Annotated in this window: 19 protein-coding genes; 2 read left to right on the top strand and 17 right to left on the bottom strand. The window is 47.6% G+C overall.

Annotation, left to right across the window (positions count from 1 at the left end; all coding sequences use genetic code 11):
* Positions 1-220 precede the first annotated feature (220 nt).
* The 8 genes from SK3146_RS34515 to SK3146_RS34480 form a co-directional block, all read right to left on the bottom strand.
* Positions 221-1,996, bottom strand: coding sequence for a M56 family metallopeptidase (locus SK3146_RS34515; protein WP_249863046.1), 1,776 nt, complete (start codon positions 1,994-1,996; stop codon positions 221-223).
* A 29-nt stretch (positions 1,997-2,025) separates the two neighbouring features.
* Complete coding sequence (locus tag SK3146_RS34510) at positions 2,026-2,394, bottom strand: BlaI/MecI/CopY family transcriptional regulator (protein WP_249863045.1); 369 nt, start codon at positions 2,392-2,394, stop codon at positions 2,026-2,028.
* Positions 2,395-2,719: 325 nt separating this feature from the next.
* Positions 2,720-4,021, bottom strand: a complete 1,302-nt coding sequence (locus SK3146_RS34505) for an IS1380 family transposase (protein ID WP_249860377.1) — start codon at positions 4,019-4,021, stop codon at positions 2,720-2,722.
* A gap of 129 nt (positions 4,022-4,150) precedes the next feature.
* The gene (locus SK3146_RS34500; RefSeq protein ID WP_249863044.1) at positions 4,151-5,422 is read right to left on the bottom strand and encodes a cache domain-containing protein; all 1,272 of its coding nucleotides are present in this window, start codon (positions 5,420-5,422) and stop codon (positions 4,151-4,153) included.
* A 218-nt stretch (positions 5,423-5,640) separates the two neighbouring features.
* Positions 5,641-6,603 carry a vWA domain-containing protein gene (locus SK3146_RS34495; RefSeq protein ID WP_249863043.1) on the bottom strand — a complete coding sequence of 321 codons (963 nt, stop codon included), beginning with the start codon at positions 6,601-6,603 and terminating at the stop codon, positions 5,641-5,643.
* Between the two features lie 134 nt (positions 6,604-6,737).
* The gene (locus SK3146_RS34490; protein WP_249863042.1) at positions 6,738-7,853 is read right to left on the bottom strand and encodes an AAA family ATPase; all 1,116 of its coding nucleotides are present in this window, start codon (positions 7,851-7,853) and stop codon (positions 6,738-6,740) included.
* A gap of 59 nt (positions 7,854-7,912) precedes the next feature.
* Positions 7,913-8,392: a DUF6530 family protein gene (locus tag SK3146_RS34485; RefSeq protein WP_249863041.1), complete on the bottom strand. Its 480-nt coding sequence runs from the start codon at positions 8,390-8,392 to the stop codon at positions 7,913-7,915.
* Between the two features lie 420 nt (positions 8,393-8,812).
* Positions 8,813-9,550, bottom strand: a complete 738-nt coding sequence (locus tag SK3146_RS34480) for a WecB/TagA/CpsF family glycosyltransferase (protein ID WP_249863040.1) — start codon at positions 9,548-9,550, stop codon at positions 8,813-8,815.
* Positions 9,551-9,760: 210 nt separating this feature from the next.
* Between SK3146_RS34480 and SK3146_RS34475 the strand changes: the two genes are divergently transcribed.
* Positions 9,761-10,768, top strand: a complete 1,008-nt coding sequence (locus SK3146_RS34475; RefSeq protein ID WP_249863039.1) for a DUF4303 domain-containing protein — start codon at positions 9,761-9,763, stop codon at positions 10,766-10,768.
* Between the two features lie 63 nt (positions 10,769-10,831).
* Here the strand turns inward: SK3146_RS34475 and greA are convergent, their stop codons facing one another.
* The 9 genes from greA to SK3146_RS34430 form a co-directional block, all read right to left on the bottom strand.
* Entirely contained in the window at positions 10,832-11,311 is a 480-nt protein-coding gene (greA, locus tag SK3146_RS34470) for a transcription elongation factor GreA (protein ID WP_249863038.1), read from the bottom strand.
* Between the two features lie 76 nt (positions 11,312-11,387).
* Positions 11,388-12,173: an SDR family oxidoreductase gene (locus SK3146_RS34465; protein WP_249863037.1), complete on the bottom strand. Its 786-nt coding sequence runs from the start codon at positions 12,171-12,173 to the stop codon at positions 11,388-11,390.
* A 127-nt stretch (positions 12,174-12,300) separates the two neighbouring features.
* Positions 12,301-13,056, bottom strand: coding sequence for a class I SAM-dependent methyltransferase (locus tag SK3146_RS34460; RefSeq protein ID WP_249863036.1), 756 nt, complete (start codon positions 13,054-13,056; stop codon positions 12,301-12,303).
* Positions 13,057-13,159: 103 nt separating this feature from the next.
* Positions 13,160-13,747 carry a uracil-DNA glycosylase family protein gene (locus tag SK3146_RS34455; RefSeq protein WP_249863035.1) on the bottom strand — a complete coding sequence of 196 codons (588 nt, stop codon included), beginning with the start codon at positions 13,745-13,747 and terminating at the stop codon, positions 13,160-13,162.
* 3 nt (positions 13,748-13,750) lie between these two features.
* Positions 13,751-14,206 (bottom strand): NUDIX domain-containing protein, encoded by a 456-nt coding sequence (locus tag SK3146_RS34450; RefSeq protein WP_249863034.1) that lies wholly within the window; start codon positions 14,204-14,206, stop codon positions 13,751-13,753.
* Positions 14,207-14,300: 94 nt separating this feature from the next.
* A complete protein-coding gene (locus tag SK3146_RS34445) occupies positions 14,301-15,416 on the bottom strand; it encodes an aminopeptidase (protein WP_249863033.1) in 1,116 nt (371 codons plus the stop codon).
* Positions 15,413-16,456: a phosphotransferase enzyme family protein gene (locus SK3146_RS34440; RefSeq protein WP_249863032.1), complete on the bottom strand. Its 1,044-nt coding sequence runs from the start codon at positions 16,454-16,456 to the stop codon at positions 15,413-15,415. Before SK3146_RS34440 ends, SK3146_RS34445 begins: the two co-directional genes overlap by 4 nt.
* A 239-nt stretch (positions 16,457-16,695) precedes the next feature.
* Positions 16,696-17,394 carry a metallophosphoesterase family protein gene (locus tag SK3146_RS34435; protein WP_249863031.1) on the bottom strand — a complete coding sequence of 233 codons (699 nt, stop codon included), beginning with the start codon at positions 17,392-17,394 and terminating at the stop codon, positions 16,696-16,698.
* A gap of 17 nt (positions 17,395-17,411) precedes the next feature.
* Positions 17,412-17,786, bottom strand: a complete 375-nt coding sequence (locus SK3146_RS34430) for a GNAT family N-acetyltransferase (protein WP_249863030.1) — start codon at positions 17,784-17,786, stop codon at positions 17,412-17,414.
* Between the two features lie 391 nt (positions 17,787-18,177).
* Here SK3146_RS34430 and SK3146_RS34425 point away from each other — a divergent pair, with 391 nt between their 5' ends.
* Positions 18,178-19,662: a DUF5050 domain-containing protein gene (locus tag SK3146_RS34425; RefSeq protein WP_249863029.1), complete on the top strand. Its 1,485-nt coding sequence runs from the start codon at positions 18,178-18,180 to the stop codon at positions 19,660-19,662.
* Positions 19,663-19,690 lie beyond the last annotated feature (28 nt).

Here is a 19,690-nt window from a genome sequence, read left to right as displayed (position 1 = left end):
CAACAATGCCCCTTTTCTGGGGAGGGGGGAGTTATCCCCATGTGGATATTGGTTTCAAAATTTCGCTGGTCCCACTCCCACTTATTCACAGTTGTTGATCCGCTCCTGGATGATCGCCACCGCATTCTTATGCGCTTTCGAAATTCAGGTTTAATAGTAAATAAGAGTGTGGCAGACTTTTGCCACACTCTTGACTTTTTAGGGCAAACGTACTTAGGAATTACTTTCTTTTCCCATACAGCTCCTCAAAGTCTGTTTTAGAGATATAAAATAGACTCTCATCTAATTTAGGGTTTATAGCAATCTCCAATACCGTCAAATCACTTGTTACTTCCCCGTTACGGTTGTATAGCTCTCTTTTTAACAACATACCTGTTTCCTTATCAATCCACATCGTAAATTTTTCCGCATCATATTTACTTTGGAGCTCACTAGGCAAATCTCCGCTAATTTGAATTACCGGTCTTCCCAATAGCGAACCCTCGCCAATTATTTGCCAAAGATCAGAAACTTTGAGAAATTCCGATGCTTGTTGCTCCGGAACGACAATCGTTTCGGCAATTCCCGAATTTGCCGGATCTCGTCTTGGTGGCTGCTCCGTTTTTGGAAGCTTCTTTTCATCAGGAGTTTGCGGCGGAGGGCCGATATAAGTCAATGTCTCATATTTTCCATTAATTTTATTAATCAAATATCCATTCGTAAATATGACCTCATGGGCCCCGCTTTTTAAATAACTTGCAGGCTGCTCCCCTTCACGAACTTGAAACTCGACAGCACTCTTTTCCTTACTTGCCGAATCAATGAACTTCCCCTTCACCGTTGTAAAATGATCTAAAGAACTTCCCAGCATTTTCACAACCATATCTTTACTGATAGCTGTTGATTCTTCGGAAAATTGAGATGCCTCTAATGATTCCCCTTTCGCATTCGTTAAAGCTACAACACTTAAAAGCGCAGCAACCGCCACCCCAAGCAGCGATAGTTTAAAAGTATTTTTTTTAAACAGTTTGATCATGATTATCCTCCTTCTAAGCTGTTTTTTGCTTCCGGAAATACGTGCCAGTCCCGGGAATTGAAGAGGTTGTGAGATATGCTCCATCAGCTTAATAATAGTTCTGGCGTACTCTTCGGATTCATTCCGTTCGATGCAATTCAGCACTACTGCATCGCATGCTATCTCCTGGTCTTCACGCATACGGGAATACGCATACCAAAGAACAGGGTTAAACCAATGTAGAATGAGCAGTGCATTCATGATCCAATTGATCGCTATATCCTTTCGTTTGAGATGAATTAATTCATGAAGGAGAATATAGCGTAATTCATCGGAAGTAAGCTTGCTTACAGCTGATTTTGGTATGATGATTTTAGGGTGAAGGATTCCCCATAACGTCGGACTAGAAACTTTGTCTGATAAAACTATCGGGATCGACGCTTTGATAAATAAAATCTTTTTGCATATATTGTACGTTTTTTCGATTTCAGAGTTGATCTTTTTTGTTTCATTTCGCATAGTTAGCTCAAATTTGCGATTCGCAAGAAATACCTTGGCACTCAATATCAGAATTCCCATAAGCCAAACTAAAGCAGAACATTGGAGGAATAGAGACAAATAGCTTGTTGAACCGTGAATGTCGGCTAAATCCGCTTTATCGCTACTCGGTTGACTGTCCATATGCCGATCCGTTTCGTACGGTTTTATTTCTTCCGGCACGCTATCTTCCAGAGATTTAGCAAAATCCATACTTTGGAAATTAAAATTCGACTCCTGTTTATTGGTAAATGTCAGAAGATTAAATACACTGAACGAGCTCTCCGGTGACCAAGGCAGGATTAACCTTATGATCAGGAGAAGCCAAAGCATGTAATGCCATTTCGGACTTAATTTACCCTTCAGGGACAGCTTCATCAACAAAATCAACCCTACTAACACCGTAGCCATTACAGAAGTAGATAACACCCACTGAAAAAAAGTCAATATGTCTGTCACATTCACCTATCCTTCCTAATGAGAATTCAAAATAATTATTCTTTTTTATCAAGAAGCCTTTTAAGCTCTGCAATATCCTCTGAGGACAATGTTTCGTCATCTCGAATAAAGTTAACTAACATCGGCTTTAGAGCCCCTCCATAAATACGTTTCAAGAACGACTCGCTTTCCGTCCTTAAGTACTCCTCTTCACTTACTAAAGGATAGTAATAATAGGAGCGCCCATCCTCTTTAAAACTGACTACATTTTTCTTTACAAGCCTGCTAATAAATGTTTTCACTGTGTTAGGTTTCCATGTCTTATTCAGTTCCTCAATTACATCATTTGCAGTGCAAGGCGTTTTTGCCCATAAGATCCTCATAATTTCCAATTCTGATTCAGAAATGCGAGGGATGTTGCTCATATCCATCCTCCTTCTTTTGACTACATTTGTAGTCGATGGGTTTATTATTACATTTTACCTGCAATGATGTCAAATCTTCCTTGATTTGAGAATGAATCAAAAAAGGGATGTTTCCAAATTTACTTGGAAGCAGCCCTTTTTATGAAATAATCCTGAATTTCGAAAGCGCATAAGAATGCGGTGGCGATCATCCAGGAGCGGATCAACAACTGTGAATAAGTGGGAGTGGGACCAGCGAAATTTTGAAACCAATATCCACATGGGGATAACTCCCCCCTCCCCAGAAAGGGGCATTGTTGTTTTCCATGTGAAATGTTGGAAGCCGTCACTCCAATTGAACCACTTTGGCTTCGATTCGTTTCCATGCATGACGACCGTCGAAATCCTTGATCAGCTTGAGCACGACCGCGCGACTATGCCGAACAAGCGTCGCCGCGCAATGAAAGAACTCCAGTCGGAATCTTGCAATCGTATAACCCTGATGCATCGGTTCGCAACAATCGCGCTTAAAGCGTTCGAACAAATTGTAGGCCAGCAACTTGATCAGCAGATCGACTTCATTCGCTTCAAAATCACTGGTCGCGATCCGGTCCATGGAAAAACCGTCTTTCGCCTCTTTGATGTAATTTTCCATGCAGCAACGCTGGTTGTAAAAGCGCCATAGGTCAATTGGTTCCCACTCCAGGTTGGTTACAATCGCTTCATACTGCCAGTCCTCGTCGAATACGATGCGGCCTTGACCGTCTTCGCAGACTTGCGTCTTACGAATGACCGCTACGCGACGGGGCTTTTTCCAGGACGTAGCTTTGTAAATCAAAGTGATGCCCTCGATGATCCAGTCCTCGTCGACATAGCGCGTCCAGTAGCGACAAGCCGCCACGTCGCTTGCGAGGCGTTTGGTCCATTTCATTTTGCCGACGTAACCGATCTTGCGGCCTTCCCACAGTTGGTAGAAATCCTCGCCGCCAAAGCCTTTGTCGAACCGGGCGTACGCCACTTGGCGCTCGCCGAGCAGTGCGAAGGTTTGCTGCAAAAAGTCGATTGCGTCGGTTGAAGAATGCGTGTTGCCGGGGCGAAGCCTCGCATTCAGATTCAAGTGGGTTTGCCCTTCAAAAGCCAGCAACGGATGGTAGCTGTTTCGTCCGGGCTTATGCGGATTGATGCCTTTGGCCGCGCCGGCCTGCTCCCCGTATACCGTCTCCACCGAGGAGTCCAGATCAAGGATTGGCTTGGACGGCAAGCAGAGATGAATGATTTCCATATTCAGCTTGCGCAGTTCCGTCGGGAGCTGCGGGCAGGATCTGCCCAGACGCGCGAGCTCCTTGTACAGCAAACTGTGATGCGGCAGACGGCCTCCCAGAAAACGACAAAGCAACACATCGTGCTGTAACTTGCGGAAATGAAAAATACGCCCGCAGCCCAGCATCCAGCCAACCATTAGATAGAGCAGGATGCGATGAACAGGAAAAATGGCGTTGTGCGCTTTGCCGCCGGAAAGGCGCTGCATGGCCTCGGCGAGCTTGATTTTTTCGAGATAGGCCAAAAAGATTTTGACGCCGCCGAAACTCGTGGCGTTCTGCAGCGAAAATTCGCTCTTGATTTTGCTGACCGGTGTGGTAGACTTCACCTAAAAGGTGCTCCTCTCTTTGGGTGATGTTGTCCTGGACAAACACCATTCTACCAAAGATTTGGAGCCCTTTTTATGTTTTTAATGCGCAGTACTTTCGAAATTCAGGATAATTTCTCGCCCAGCTTTTCAAGCTTCTAATCCACAATACTCTCCCTTAACGCGAAGCTTCCCGCCCGCATCCTCCACCTCCAGAAAAATAGGCCGTTCGTCCGGCGTACGATTGGGCGTATGAATCGTCAGCATCAACCGGCCGTCGAAGGTGCGGAACAGCATGCCGTGGCCGCCGTCGTCCTGATAAAGCGGCTGCGCTTCGTGAACCCAAGGCCCGGTTACCTTCCCGCTTGCAGATGTTGATACGCCCAGCGCATAGCTGCCGTTAACGAAGCTGGCCCACACATGCCGCATCGCAGAGGCGAGCCGCGACAGCGGCTTCGTAATCCCGTAGGAAATCCAAGACGCCCCGATAATGGCGAAGAGGAGCAGCAGCGCGGAGACGAGCAGGCTGCTGTCGCGCAGCTTGAACAGCTTCAAGAACAAATCCTTCTCCGGCACGAGTCCGACCAGCATCCAGTTATTCATCTGCAGCTTTTTGTAAACGAGAATATCGGTCGTCCCCCGCGCGTTTTGCACATACAGAACGCCTTGGCTTTCCGCTGCCGAACGCGCCAGCGCTACATTCGGTGCCAGATTCGGATTAGCGTCATACTCGGCCTCTTGCGACAGAATCGGGCGTCCGTCCTGATCGACGAGGAAGATCGTACCGTTCTCTCCAAGATGAATCCGGTTCAGCGGTTCCAGGAAATAATCGGAGCTCACATTGACCTTGAGCACGCTTTTTGCCAAGGTAGGCTCGAACGTGCCGATCGGCAGCATCAGGCTGAGCACCTGATACGGCCGGGAACGCAGCGCCTCCACCGGATCGGAGTGAGCCGATTCCCAATGATCGCCTTCATTGACGAATTTCCGGTACCAGCCCTCATCCTGAAATTCGATGTTCGCCGATACCTCATTGCCGTCGCCGACGCGGGTGCCGTCCTTGCGGTAAATGGAGACGGAAGAAGCGATAGAATAGTTGTTCGTCGTTTGCGTCAGAAACAGGCTCATCGCAATGTTAGCGAGCATCTTCTCGCCTTCCGGCAGAGAAGGATCGGATAAAGCGCTGTCCCATTTTTTCGTCGTCTCGCTGTTGAACACTACGGAAGACAAGTCATACATTTGCGATAGCGCCATATGCACGAAGGAGCCGTACTCGTCCATTTTTTCCAATGCCGACGATTCGATATAGGAGCGGATCATCGACCGCGATTCTTGAAAGAGCAAATAGAACATCGTGCCGAAGGAAACGACCAGCAGGATGACGAAAAAAGCGATCAAGCGGTTTTTTAGCGAATAAAACATAGTTTCCCGTCCTCTCTCCCGTCCCGTCAAGCCTCGCTTGTCAAGACTGATGACGCGCATGTGAACGCTTTCGTTATGATTGTTATTATAAGCCATATTGCCGTTTTGCGGTACAAACCGTCGGGCGAAGGCCGAGGATTTCGGCAGGCCGCTCGTCCGGCTGCGGATCGCATGAGAAAAAAGCCGCTCCTCATAAGAGCGGCCTTGATCTGTTGGCGTCAGCGCAAATAGCGGGCGATCATGCGAACCAGCTTCGCAGGGAATTCATGGAGATCGGTAATATCCAGAAACCGCTCCTCCCCGTAAATGCCGCTGATGACCTCCTTGTCCTGGCCGATTGCGGCCGCTAAGAAGGAGACGCCTTTGCGTTCATATTCGGCTATCGTCTGGCGCATGTCTTGAACGGCGCGGCTTCCGGTATAGTCTTCCATCGCCTTGGGCTGGCCGTCGCTAATGCTAATCAGCAGCTTGGTCTGCTTCGGCGAAGCGGCCAGCCGTTCCCCCATAATTCTTAGCGCCATACCGTCGCGGTTGTTGCTTCGGGCCCGAATGCCCGTCAGCCGGAAGCGGTCGCTCGGGTCAGGCTTCTCCAAATCGGCATAGGCATAGACCGCCATCTGCTCCAAACGGGAGACGTCGGCCGTATCGCCGTAGATCAGCACCGGAATATCGCACATCCGGCAAAATTCATATACGGCGATGACCGCCCGCTTGGCTGCCTCCAGTCTCCCAAAGGCCGCCATCGAGGCCGATTCGTCGATTCTTAAGCCGACGGCCAGAGAAGGGGTTTCCGCAGGCGGACGTTTCTTGGCAAAATACCGGAAGTCGCGGTAAGCGACGCTATCCGCTTGAAATTTGGCGCCGTAGTAGTGATTTCTCGCAAATTCGGAAGCGGACTCATGCTCCAGCAGCGGAAGCGTCTTTCGGGCAATCTCCCGCACGATGGGCAGCAGCTCCGAGCTTAAACGGACGTATTCCCGCTGATTGTCCGCATCGTATTCCGGGCGGTGAACGATCAGCTTGACTCCTTTATGAATCGAATCGGACACGATGTCTCTGGCGAAGCGGTTCAGTTGTTTGCGGAACTCCTTCTCCTGCCGCCGCGCCTCGGCCGCCATCGGCTCAGGGTTAGCCTCGTGAATGACGGGAGAACCGTTCTCTCCCGTGTCCCAGCTTTCCATGCGGTCGGATGGCTCACCCGGTTCTCCGCCGCCGTCGTCGCTATCCGCCGATTTTTTTAGCCGAATGCCCTGTTCGTCGTCCTTATCTTCACGGTTCTCATCGATAGGCTCGATGCTCCCCCATGTTCGGATTTCTACGGCTTCGCCGTTTCGTTTTTTTTTACCTGCTGCGAAGCTTCCTCCAGCGCCGCCAGCAAACCGCGGGCTTCGAGGGCTTCTTCCAGCAATCTGATTTCTTCGGAATCGGTGGTAATTTTATAAATGACTTTATGATAGAGCGATTGCCTCGGCGCAGCGCCTGCGGCGACCGCGTCGGCCCAATAAAAATACGAGCGCATCCCGGCTACGCCTTTCATTGCATTAGCCCGGGCGGTTTTGTCCAAACTAATGATAATATCCGCCAGAACGTCCAGCACTTCGCGGTCGCCATAACCGGTTTTGGCCGCCGCCCGTTCGATCATCACTTCTTTGACCGGCAGGTCCATCTTCTCCGTATGCTGAACTCTGTCACGGAGCGCTTCGTTAAGCGGCCTTGCCCCGGCATAGCTGCGGTTGGCCGTAATGACCGCTATGAAATCCGGGTGGCGATGAATGACTTCAGTAGGAAGATTGATGCTTCCGTCCAGCTCTAACGCGGAATTCAGCGCCATCAGCACGGCGGCGTCCCGAATCACGTTCGGTTCCTGAATTTCCAGCAAATACCCTTGCTTGAAAGCTCTGACGATCTCGGAAGGATAAAACCGGTACTCCACCGGCTCTCCGTCGGATTGTTCCGAGGCAAGCTTCAAGAGCTGCTTCAGCTTGAGCGCGGCGACATCGCGCGTCACCCCCAACGCGTTCATTAGCAGCTCCGCAGCGCTTTGCAAGCCGTCGCTTTCGTACAGCGCCTTGAGCGCGGCCCGATCCTCCGGCTCCAGCTTCTCCAATCGCTCGGATGAAACGACCGGCAAGATCGCCCCGATAATATCCGATTTGTCCATATCGGCAAAACAAGTCACCTTCGTGTACGGCAGCCCGAAATGGGCGGACAACGCTTTGGCGAGCTGCGTTTTGCCGGAACCCGCGTCGCCCTCCAGCAAAACATTGGCGATCTTCAATTCCCCGCGGTCCCAATTGCGCTTAATTTCTTGACAAATCCGCCGCTCCTCTTCGCTGACTTGATGCGATTGCGGCATTTTCCAAACGAGCTTGCGCTCTTCTTCCGTCAACGATCTTGCAGGGGATAATAGATAGGATTCACGATCATTCATAATATTTCACCTCAAAACACATCTTATTAGCATACTTATGCCGAAGCCCCTAGCGAGCCTTAATATCCCATATCCTTTAAAATTCGGGACAACGTGCGCAGACGTTCCCCGATCATCTCGTCGTCGTCGCTGAGCGCCTGATTGAACAGCTTAATATCTTCGTTGATTTTGTCATTATCCGTGCAGACCGCTACCGTCATGGCGTCCCCTTGCAGGCCGATCCGGTCGATCACAGGCTGCTGCGGATCGTATAGATGCTCGTACCGGTAAGCTTCGCGGAAATGCGATACCGTCCGGCAGATGAGAATAGATAAATCCAGCACGCGATGAAGCGGCAGCTCCTCGGACTGTCTGGACCATTTTTCCCCCGTGTATCTCCATACTTTGGCAGAAATATCGACCTTCCCTCTGTCGTTCCACTGAGCCAATCCCAAGGAAAGTCCTTTCGCATCCGTGCTGCCGGCGAGCCGACCGTCCACCTGCTCATAATTTTCCGACACGACGACGGGCTTATGCTTCAAACTCGTAGGTATTTTCATATCGTTTCCTTCTTTCTATATAGATGAATTGGTTATTTATCGGGTGCCGACGGACTTAATCACTAAATTACTCATTTACTAAATTACTAGATCATCATATCTTACTTTCCGGTATCCGTCAATCCGTCATTCATCATCCATTTTCGGACCGGCAAGGCACCGCATCCCCTAACCGCTGTTAACGAACCATTTGGGCATAGAAAAAAGAGCCGTTCTCAAGGTGTTTTTAACCCTAAGAACAGCTCTTTCGCAAGCCGAAACGGCTTGGTTTCCCAAATCTCCCGAATGACGGGCGCTTTTGAAGGGTGGTGAAAAAGTCCGCTTCGGTACCCATCTGATCTTCCGATCGCTGTTTTCAAAGGCGAACGCTACCGCTTTTCCGGATTCAAATGGCCCTTCCGCTCTTTTTTCACCAGCGCTTTATTGCCGCTCCCTGAACAATAACGCCCTGATAGCGAACTTCGGCAAAATCAGCTGACGCCTCCATCTGGCCGGCTGCTGGATCAACCGGTACAGCCATTCGACGTTCAGCTTCTTCCAGCTTTCCGGCGTTTCCTTCACTTTCCCGGCGATGACGTCCAGACTGCCTCCGACGCCGATGGCAATCGCTGCATTCAATCTGGATTTATGCTTGTAAATCCATCTTTCGGCGTACGGAGCCCCCAGCGCTACAATTAGGATGTCAGGCGCAAGCGAAGCGATCTCTTCCACAATCCGTTCTTCCTCATCCTGCTTGAAAAATCCGTGGTGGTTCCCAGCGATACACAGCGACGAATAGCGCTCCGCAATCACCTCGCATGCCCGTTCGTTTACGGCCGCGTCCGCTCCCAAAATATAGAACGACCACCGCTTCCGATTACCGGATTCCAGCAGTCTTATTAATGTATCGTAACCGGTCACCCGTTCAGGTAGATTCCCGCCGCGGACACGGGATACCATCACAATGCCGATGCCGTCGGCCGTAATCAGCCCGGCTTCCTCAACGATGGCGCGCAGCTCGGCGTCCTTCCGGCAGGCCATAGTGATTTCCGGATTGACGGTGATCACATGGAACAATTCCGGCGGCCTCCGTTCTACCACTTCGTTAAGGATTTCCACCGTGCGGTCAAGCGTATGTTTCGGGAACTGAATGCCCATTACATTAGCGTAGTTATTCATCCGGGCCCATCCACCTTTTGCATGTCGTTAGACATATTTTAACATAAACTGGTTTTCGGAGCTATCCGGGGTATGCGGGGTGACCTCATATCTTTAAACAGGAAAAATGATACAGAAGCACCATTGGTTTCATACGGACATATTGTCTATAATGGGTGATGGATTTCGGCAACGCAGCTGATCATCATTATACTAGAGGATGTGACGGATTTGAGTTCTTACGACATTCATATTGGAAGACTTATTAACGGGAGAAGAGGTTACGACGGTCAGGGACGGTTTTGGGTGTGCCTGCCAGACCAGCAAATAGTGGAAACGGATGATATCGTCAATTATCGAGGAAGATTCGTCAGTTCAAAAGAAATCGAGGACCTGCTCTATCATTTTTGCCTGGATTGCATTCGCGAATTTTCCGAAACCGAAAATAATCGGGACGTTTACACCTTTTCCATCTATACGGACGCCACTCACGGCGGCTTTATCGTCTACATGAATAATTTAGCCGAACTACACAAAAGCGTACAAGCCGCTTACGATAAAAGCCGGAGCAACTACCCCGAACGAAATCGTACTATGGAACAAATTTATCATGATTATCAATTTTCCGAGGGCGACTACTCGTTTATGTACGACGGGATACCTGAACCATTAGAAAACATATTAAACGTTTATTACTGTGTCAGTCTTGAACAACCGTATAATTTACGAATCGATACCCCTTACATATTCGACAAAAGCATAGTCGACTCTCAGCTCTATATGATCGCTATGGAGGTCATCAGACGTTTACAGGATGATTTCCAAGGGCTGAATCGAACGGACAACTTCATAGCCTATGTATCTTCAGCCGACGGAGACGGCGGGGATTACTTAACGCTCGGCTCCTTAATCAGAAAATGCGTTCCAACCGACCGGCTATATGAAGCAATGCCTCTTTTAAAAGAAAAAGATGACGCGCTGAAACAGCGGATCGACTCGGTAAAAGAAAAATCGATAGAAGAACAATACCAATACTGGATGTCATCCATCAGCGGCGGGGAATTCAGTGATTTTAGTCTATTCCCCTTTTGGAGAACGGGCTACCAAGCTTACGAGCTCCTTCTGGAGCTTGGGCACAGCATACTGCCGGCAGTAACCGAGCAACTGAAAACGGAAGAGGACCCGGACATTCGCTATGTACTGGAAGCACTTTATGAAGACATCCGCTCCCAAAGTTAACTTAAAGCGGCGAAAAAAAGACACCCCAGCGGGTGTCTTTATCTTAATGTTCGTCTTACGCCGTTAATTCGCCTTGATCTCAAGCAATTCGTACTGCAATACGCCCACAGGCGCATTTACCTTGATCTTATCGCCGACTTTTTTACCCATCAACTCTTTGCCCAGCGGGCTTTCGTAAGAAATCTTGTTCTCATCTACATTAGCTTCGGCCGGTCCGACGATCCGGTATTCGATCTTCTCGGCAAACTCGATATCATTGAGAGTCACGACAGAGCCCACTCCGACTTGACTCAGATTTAATTCGCTTGACGCCACGACTCTGGCATTCTTCAGCATACGCTCCAACGTCAGGATGCGAGTCTCCATAAAGGCTTGATCGTCCTTGGCCGAGTGATACTCGCTGTTCTCTCTGAGATCTCCGTAGCTGATCGCCACCTTCAGTCTCTCCGACAACTCCTTGCGTTTGACCGTTTTCAGCTCGTGGAGCTCCTCCTCGATTTGGGCCAGTCCCTCTTCCGTTAAAATAACTTCTTCGTTGCTCATGGTTCAACTCCATTTCTTAGTCATCTTATTAGTTTACCCCAATTCCCGGTAAAATGTAAGATCTATCGAAAAAATACTATGCTCGAATAAATCCGCCCTCAGAGTGTATAACTTGACCTGTAATCCACTCGGCTTCATCGCTGGCAAGAAACGTAATTAAGCGGGCGGTATCCTCCGGCAAACCTATTCGTCCCGTGGGAAACCGCGGCAAAAGATGCTGCTTAATGGAGTCCGTCATCCATCCCGTATCGGTAGGTCCCGGATTAACCGCATTCACCGTTATGCCCAGCGAAGCGATTTCCGGAGCCAAGGAACGGGTAAAAGCCGATATGGCGCCTTTCGTCGCTACATACTCCAAAGATCCGATCATTGGACCTTGCTCTTGACCGGATGTGAGATTGACGATGCGTCCTGCTTTGCAATTCTCTTTCTTAAAACGGCGGGCAAATTCAACGCAAAGAAGACAAGTAGCTCTCACATTCACTTCATAATGTTTGTCAAAAGATTTTGCGTCAACGTTCATATACCCGTTACTCGCATCATGAGTGGCATTATTGACAAGAATCGTCGGAGAGCCCAGCTTCTCCGAAACGGAATCGAGCAAGCGGGCCGGAGCATTCGCATCCGATAAATCGATTTCGATGCTTTCGCAGCGTCGTCCCATCGCTTGAATCTCGTTGCGCAATAAACCAGCCCATTCCCGCTCCGAGCCCCAAGGCATAGAATCATCGTATTCCCGCCAAACGGTAAAGAAAATATCAGCCCCCGCACTCGCCAAACTTCGGCAAATAGCTGTCCCTATCCCCTCTCGTCGGCTGGCCCCCGTAACCACCGCTATATGACCTTGTAATCTTTGCTCCATCGTCGTCCCTCCGATCATATCTGTTCAAGTCCGTTAACTATCCAAAACCGCATCTTCTTCAGGGAAACTTGTATACAAACAACGGCAGCTTTGGACCAAATCAACATGTCCTAGACTGCCGTCACTATTAGTTGCTTACGCTCTCCGATGGATTTTTGACCACCGCTATAAGCAAAAACATCGGCCGCCGCACTTCTTCTTGCCATGCCGGATTTTGGTCTAACATCTCTTGAGTCGGCTGAAGCTCGGAAAGCTTCGTGATTTGAAAGCCGGATTCGATTAATGTATTGATATAGCTGGTAACGGTACGATGATATTTGATGACGTCATCCTCCAAAAATCTTGCCTGCCGCGGACCTTCCTTATGGTAGTCGTCGACAGGCCAATGCAATTTCTCGCCTTGTTGGCCGTAGTACCAGTCTTGCGCCGCCAGCGCGGTGAAGATCGGATGCTCAACCGAGAGCACGAAGCTTCCTCCCGCTGCGAGGCAATGATAAATTTTACGGCAGATGTTATCGAAGTCTTGGACATAGTGGAGCGCAAGAGAGCTGATGACCACATCGAACTCCCCCGCTCCAAAATCGATATCTTCGATCGCAAGGCGCCGATACTCGATATGCGGATCGTCGGTCATCGTTCTGGCGCGTTCCAGCATATTCTCGGAAAGGTCGACGCCTACAACCGACCTAGCCTGGTGTTCGCGCGCATAACGGCAATGCCAGCCGAAACCGCAGCCAAGATCAAGCACTCTTTTATCGCGCAAATCTGGAATCAATGCCCGAAAGGTGCTCCATTCCCCGGCAGCGTCCAAGCCGCCGACCGAGCGAGGCATCTGACTGTATTTCTCAAAAAATCCCAAGTCGTCATATTTATTTTGTTTCAAAGTAACCTTCCCTTTCTGTCTCTATGTATCGAACAGTATAACTTTAACCGTCAGCAATATCTTTAGCAAATTTGATTTTAATGAAAATTTCCTGCCCGCAGCGCTAACCTGAAATTTCCCAAAGAACTTTTCGGACGATTTCCCTTATCTCCGGTAATCTTTTTTCTTCGAATAGCGGATGATCCTTAAACCATTTCCTATTCAGCGGCGAAGGATGCGGCAGCACTATCGCAGGTTTATCGTTCAACGTATTATTTTTAAAAACGAGGCCGTCAAAACTTTCATTTGGAAACAAAAATTTCGCGGCTTTCGATCCGATAATTACAAATAATTCATTGTTAACGGCTTCCAATTCCTTCCTGAGCCATTTTCGAGCACAAGCTAACGGTGGAGGATTGTCCCCTCCTTTTGCATTTTTACCGGGAAAGCAATGAGATAATGCAGTGATATAAAAATGATCTTCATTGTAAAAAACATCGTCGGTTATTTGATACCATTTGTATTTCAGCTTCGCTCCCGAAGGATCGTTAAACGGCTTTTTTGTGAGATGAACATTATTCGAAGGGGCTTGGCTGATTTGGATAATTTTAGATCGTTCATTTCCATGAACTATCGGAACGGGGGTAAACCCGAACTTTTCTGTACAATCATCGCAAGCAAGAATGTTTCCTTTGAGTTCCGTAAAAGACATCGTCTAATCCTCGCAATTCATTTCAGAAATATAAAATCCTTCAACGGCTGAATCGAATGAATGGTATTTTAACTCCCTATTTTGAATCCATTTTTCCAAAGGTATGAGCCATGGGCGGAACTTTATGAAATTGCGTAAATCCCTTACATTCACAAACCGTACCTCTATCACATCAAGATCGGGATCTTTCATCTCACCTTGTTCTGATTGTAAGCTTCCTGAATAATAAACATGGAGATATTGTCCATACTTCTCCGAAGTATACTCCGTAATAAAAGCAACTTCTTCAACGGCTATTTTCAATCCTGTTTCCTCAAATGCTTCCCGCTCTGCCGTCTTCAGGAATGTTTCGCCCATTTCAGTCGACCCTTTCGGCAAACTCCAGCCGGACTTATCTTTTACCAGCAATACCGTTTCATCTTTTACAATCACAACACCAGCCGCAAGCTTATGAGCCAATGGTTTCCATCCCCTTAAACGATAATGGAAATGCTTATAATTTAAATAGTCAATCGTTCCGAATGAATGTATTAACTGACGTTCTTCTTAAGCTTCATTTTAGGTTTTCCGGGTTTAATCCTACTAATGTTTCTGGAATGAAGAATCCGTCCTTACGGATCAGAATATCATCGAACCATATTTCTCCGCCACCGAAATCAGATCGCTGAATATTTACAATATCCCAGTGCAATTCTGACCAATTCTGATTCCCAGGCGATCCTACAGGTACACATCCGGGAGTTAAGTGGTAACTGCCCCATATTTTTTCGTCAAATAGAGTATCTTTCATTGGTTTTTCAATATAGGGGTTCAACCCGATTCCAAATTCCCCAAAATATCTAGCCCCCTGGTCCGTATCAAGCAATCTATTTATTTGGTCCGAATCATTCGCCGTAGCATGTATAATTTTACCATTCTGTATTTCAAAGCGAATATTATCGTAAGTAAACCCTTCTTTAATCGACGGTGTATTATACGAAATGTACCCGTTAACGGATTCTTTAACCGGCATTGTATATACTTCGCCATCCGGAAGGTTCATGATTCCTGCGTCTTTGAACGAAGGCATATTTTTAATTGAGAATGTTACATCTGTCCCGGGGCCGGAAATCCTCACCTTGTCCGTTTGATCCATCAACGCCACTAAATGATCCATTTCCTTATCCATTTTGGAATAATCAAGATTACAAACATTAAAATAAAAATCCTCAAAATCTTCAGTGGACATATTAGCTTGCTGTGCCATGGCATGGTTAGGGTAACGAAGTATACACCATTTCGTACGGTTGTAGCGCCTGCCGATGATTTTTTGAGAATAAAGCTTTCGATATAGCGCCATCTTCTCAGGAGAGACACCGCTCAATTCATTCATGTTCTCTCCGGCTCTGATGAGGATGTAAGCCTGCATTTCTTTTACCCTAGTTAAGTCGTAGGTTGCCATTGCTATTAATTGTTCTTCATTGCAGCCCATTAGTAGTTCTCTTAATAATTCATGATTATTGATTAACAGAAATGGAATTCCACCGACAGCATAAGCTTGTCTTATCAACTCTTTAGCCAAAGGAATCTCTAATCCTTCAAGCTCAATTAATAGTTTTTCCCCCGGTTGCAGCCTAACTGAATATTCAATAAGATTTTTAGCGAGTTGTTCAACTCTTGGATCTTTCATAGTGTTTCTCCTTTATTAACTTCGTCAACTTCTATAGGCTCTACCATCTTGAACAGAAATGAATTATCGTCCAAGTACTCTTGGATATATGCCTGGGCATATTGTTGCTCTTGGATCAAATTCGGAGTTTCATTGGGATCGGAGCAATGATGACAGTAATTTTCGATCATGAACATGATGAAAAAACATTCCAACTCGTAAATATAATCCCCATCTATACTCTTAACGCTTTCATAACCTTGAATAAATAACTGCCGTTGTTTCGGGGAAAGTTCTAACAAAGCCCCTGCCATGTCGTACAAAAAGTACCCGTAGCCGCATCTTCCGAAATCGATCGGATAAGGTTGTCCGTTATTAAAAACAATGTTTCCAGTATGTAAATCAGCATGAATAAGCCCATAGTTCTGATCCGTTGGATGCATAACTTCAAGTTGGTATGCAATTTTATCAAAAGCTGATTGATACAGACTCCAAGCATTGGTTGATAAAAATCTTGGATAATATCGTTCTAGTTTTTGGATGTCGGTTCTAAGGCTGTTGATGCCCCAATGAGGTCGCATAAAATCATGAGGCGCAACGAAACGAGTTGAAGCTACATGAAGTTTGCCCATCATAGCGCCCATACTATATAGATGATCATCCGTACATTTTCCGTTTAAATGTTCTCCATCAACCCAATTCATTAAGGTGACAAGAGGTTCTTTAAAGCCTTCTTTGGTAGCACATTCCAGTATATCAGAATCATTAAGGCTCTTAATTCCTGTAGGGACAAGTAAACCATGTACGTTTTTTAATTCATCGAGAAATACGAGCTCAGAGCGAATCTCTTCTTTATTCATTCGTTCCGAATGAATGCGGAGCAGATAGCTTTTTGATGCAGTCGTTTCTATTTTGTATGTAATGGTATCTGACAATTGAATAAAGCGGATGGAATTCCATTCTAGCTCGTACTGTCGCAGCGCTGTTAGAACAACGTCTCTTGCACGTGAAAGCAGGGCTTGCCTGTTCTCTGCTGTATCAAACTGAAAAAAAGGTTCCAACTCGTTAATCTCCTTCCCAGAGAAATAGACAGCGGGTTCACCGCTTCATCATGCTCGTCCTGATAACAATCAAGTCCATACTTGGGATGATCAGAATAATATTAAGACCGGCTCCCCTTAGTGCAAACGCATCTTTAGGCAAATCATTAGATAAGCTACCATTGCTGTATTCATTCTCCACCCGCCATTCGATTCTTGGGGAGGATAGTATACATCGGACACTTTAAACACCTCTTTTTTCACCCCCAATACGAAGGCAAATGAACCTCTGCGGAAGCCCGGATGAGCGGCGTAACATCATAGTCGACGCTTTTCATACGGATTTGGCCGTCCGTGATGGTGATATAATGCGCATCCAGCGAACGGTCTTCCTTCTGGCGTGTGGGGCGATAAGAAGTGCTGCCCGGATTCATCCACAGCTCGTCATCTTTAAGATATTGGACCGCCTGCCAGTGGGTATGCCCGAATATGACTCTTTTAGCTTGAGAGTGGGTTTCGACTGCCGCGGTGTGTTTCGACCAGAAATGCCGGAGCTGATGAATGCTTTCGATGGTTTCATATTTTTCGCCAAATTGGTGCTTCATGCAATAATGAAAGCCATCCATACGGCACTCGACCGATTCGGGCAATTCCTGCAAAAAGCGAATTTCTTCGTCATTGAGACAGCCTGCATTATGGTAGGCCCAATTTCCCTTGTTGTCCGGTAAATCTTCCATTTTGATGCGTGAATGATAATGCGCGATAATCCTCTCGTCATGATTGCCTTTGGTACAAATCACTTGATGCTTGCGTACCCAATCGATCACCTCGCCCGGAAAAGGGCCGCAATCGACCAAATCCCCTGTACAATATATGATATCGCTATCACTTTCCCGTTCCCATACGGCGCGTAAAGATTGAATATTGCTGTGAATATCGGATAGGATGAACGCTTTCATTGGGATTTCCGTCCTTTCTAGATTTCAAATACAAATACAGGGCCATTCCATTTCTCATCCTGCAAAATTTTCTCTTGGTAAGAGTTGTTTGGCTTATACTGGGAAATGACCTGTTTCCAAAATGCATATGCAGGCTTGTTGGCCAGTGTTTGCCTGATCTCCCATGTGCCGGTAAACTGCTCGAACAATGAGTACGCTACCTTTCTGCCGACACCTTTGCGCCTGTACTTCCTCATAATAAAGAAGTCGCTTACCACATGTGTTTTCTCGGATGAACTCAATTTCGTATATTCCTTTGGTACATCCAGAATCATTAAAACAAAGCCGGCAATCTGTCCGTCGACTTGTACTATAAACGGTCGTCGGTATTCGTCCGTCCATTGATGATCCAAGTATTTATAGAGGTATAACCCATGATTGTTAAGCACATGCCCGTCAAACTCGCTGCTATCGTAACGATATAACTAGATGAGATTGTAAAGCACCGTTTTTTCTTCATACGGAACCAATATCGTTTCTATATTCATATCCGAACCTCCCTTATTGTGGGTATTTTACCATAAAAAACGAAGGTCCATTGCGTTTATAACCAAACTTTCCTGCCTAACACAATATTACGTATGCAATCCGTAACATTTCGCCAATTCGCACGTTTAAATCACTAGAGAGGAGATGACGCAAACGTTGAGAAACAAATGGGCCGGTTATACGCTTGTTTTTTCATTATGCATGAGTTTGTTGGCTCCTGGCGGACACAGTCAAGCTGCCGATAGGAGCGCGAAGGTGACGCTGCCAAATTTTACAGTGAGCCTGAACGGACATAAGGTGGAAAATCAGTACCGCGAATACCCGCTGCTGGTTTACCGCGATATCACCTATTTCCCGATGACGTGGTACGATACCAGACTTCTAGGCCTGGAGGCGAATTGGTCGCCGGACAAAGGTTTAAACATTCAGCAAGGACCGGTGACCTCCCCTTATATGCCGTACAAGTCCGAGCAGCGCAACGCAGCCGCCTATACGGCTGAAGTTCTCGCATCGACCGTCACGATCAACGGCAAGGCGATCGACAATGCCAAGGAAGACTATCCGTTGCTGAGCTTCCGGAATGTCACCTATTTCCCGATGACGTGGCGGTTTGCGCACGACCAATTTGGATGGAATTACCAGTGGGACGATGCCGGCGGCCTTAGCATCACATCCGATAACCCGCAGGTGCAAATAGCGGACCTTCCTGCGGCTGCCGGCGAGAACGACGTCGCTCTGTTCAAGGGGTATTATTATTTCATCGAGACGACGGATACGACAAACCATGTATATAGGGCTTCCGCCCAGCGGCCGTCCGACAAGGAAGAGATTTATTCCTACAATGTCCAAACCTCGGAAGGATTGCAGAAGCAAGCATCCTTTCAAATCCGCGACAATACGCTGTGGTTGACCTATCACCTCGGGGGTGGAATTATGGGTCACGACGAGTTCGTAAAAATCGGCGAAGACGGGAAAGCGCAGCTGGTACATCAAGGGTATCTGAATTTCCACGACACGCCTTACGGCACGCTGATCCTTCGTCTCGGGGCTTCGGCGTTCGAAGGCGGCAACTTGTATTTGGCGCCGCCGGGGCAGGACGACACGCACGGTAAACGTATTGGAGATCCGAAATTGATGTACGCGGCTACGTTCAACGGCAGTTGGTCGTTACCAACCGGCGGCGATGCTGCCTATACCGCCGTCATCGGGGACGATGTGTATGTGCTTGCTTCACGCAGCGAATCCGATGCCAATAACATTTACAGAATCAACCTCGAAACGAATGCGACCGAGAAAATCGTAAGCTCAAGCGTCAGCCGCTTTCGCGTTATCGATAACAAGCTATATTATGTAAAAGACAAGGACAACGCATTGTACTCGTCGGCACTGGACGGGACGGGCGAAATGAAATGGTCCGACCATGCCGTGTCCTGGTTTGACAGCATCGACGGACATGTATTTTATACTACCGAGAAAGAAGCGAACCGATTCGACCTGTATCAGGCCGATCCTAGCGGAAATGACCCGCTTGTATGGAAAACGCCGGTCGCAGAGGTGCGAGCGCTTCACAATCGGCTCGTATGCCGACTCGGCGAAAATGCCGACTACGGCGTCGTACTGCTGGACGGTTCTGGTCGACTGCTGCTGGAAGCAGCGAAGCCGGTCTCTCGCCTGCTCATATCCGACGACGGGTTGTTAATCCAAGCCTCCAGCGATTCTTCTATCGAGCTTATTCATTGACGCATACAAAAGTTAAAAAGCCGCAGCA

This window comes from Paenibacillus konkukensis (genome assembly GCF_023523925.1).
In the GTDB taxonomy this organism is placed as follows: domain Bacteria; phylum Bacillota; class Bacilli; order Paenibacillales; family NBRC-103111; genus Paenibacillus_S; species Paenibacillus_S doosanensis.
Note: the sequence above shows the minus strand (reverse complement) of the source record. Positions and strands in the feature narration are given on the sequence as shown.

What these genes read in the sequence shown, in the direction of transcription:
- SK3146_RS34510 (WP_249863045.1), bottom strand. Translation starts at nt 2,394, where the DNA reads ATGAGCAACATCCCTCGCATTTCTGAATCAGAATTGGAAATTATGAGG.
- SK3146_RS34500 (WP_249863044.1), bottom strand. Translation starts at nt 5,422, where the DNA reads ATGTTTTATTCGCTAAAAAACCGCTTGATCGCTTTTTTCGTCATCCTG.
- SK3146_RS34495 (WP_249863043.1), bottom strand. Translation starts at nt 6,603, where the DNA reads ATGGAAAGCTGGGACACGGGAGAGAACGGTTCTCCCGTCATTCACGAG.
- SK3146_RS34490 (WP_249863042.1), bottom strand. Translation starts at nt 7,853, where the DNA reads ATGAATGATCGTGAATCCTATCTATTATCCCCTGCAAGATCGTTGACG.
- SK3146_RS34485 (WP_249863041.1), bottom strand. Translation starts at nt 8,392, where the DNA reads ATGAAAATACCTACGAGTTTGAAGCATAAGCCCGTCGTCGTGTCGGAA.
- SK3146_RS34480 (WP_249863040.1), bottom strand. Translation starts at nt 9,550, where the DNA reads ATGAATAACTACGCTAATGTAATGGGCATTCAGTTCCCGAAACATACG.
- greA (WP_249863038.1), bottom strand. Translation starts at nt 11,311, where the DNA reads ATGAGCAACGAAGAAGTTATTTTAACGGAAGAGGGACTGGCCCAAATC.
- SK3146_RS34465 (WP_249863037.1), bottom strand. Translation starts at nt 12,173, where the DNA reads ATGGAGCAAAGATTACAAGGTCATATAGCGGTGGTTACGGGGGCCAGC.
- SK3146_RS34455 (WP_249863035.1), bottom strand. Translation starts at nt 13,747, where the DNA reads ATGTCTTTTACGGAACTCAAAGGAAACATTCTTGCTTGCGATGATTGT.
- SK3146_RS34445 (WP_249863033.1), bottom strand. Translation starts at nt 15,416, where the DNA reads ATGAAAGATCCAAGAGTTGAACAACTCGCTAAAAATCTTATTGAATAT.
- SK3146_RS34435 (WP_249863031.1), bottom strand. Translation starts at nt 17,394, where the DNA reads ATGAAAGCGTTCATCCTATCCGATATTCACAGCAATATTCAATCTTTA.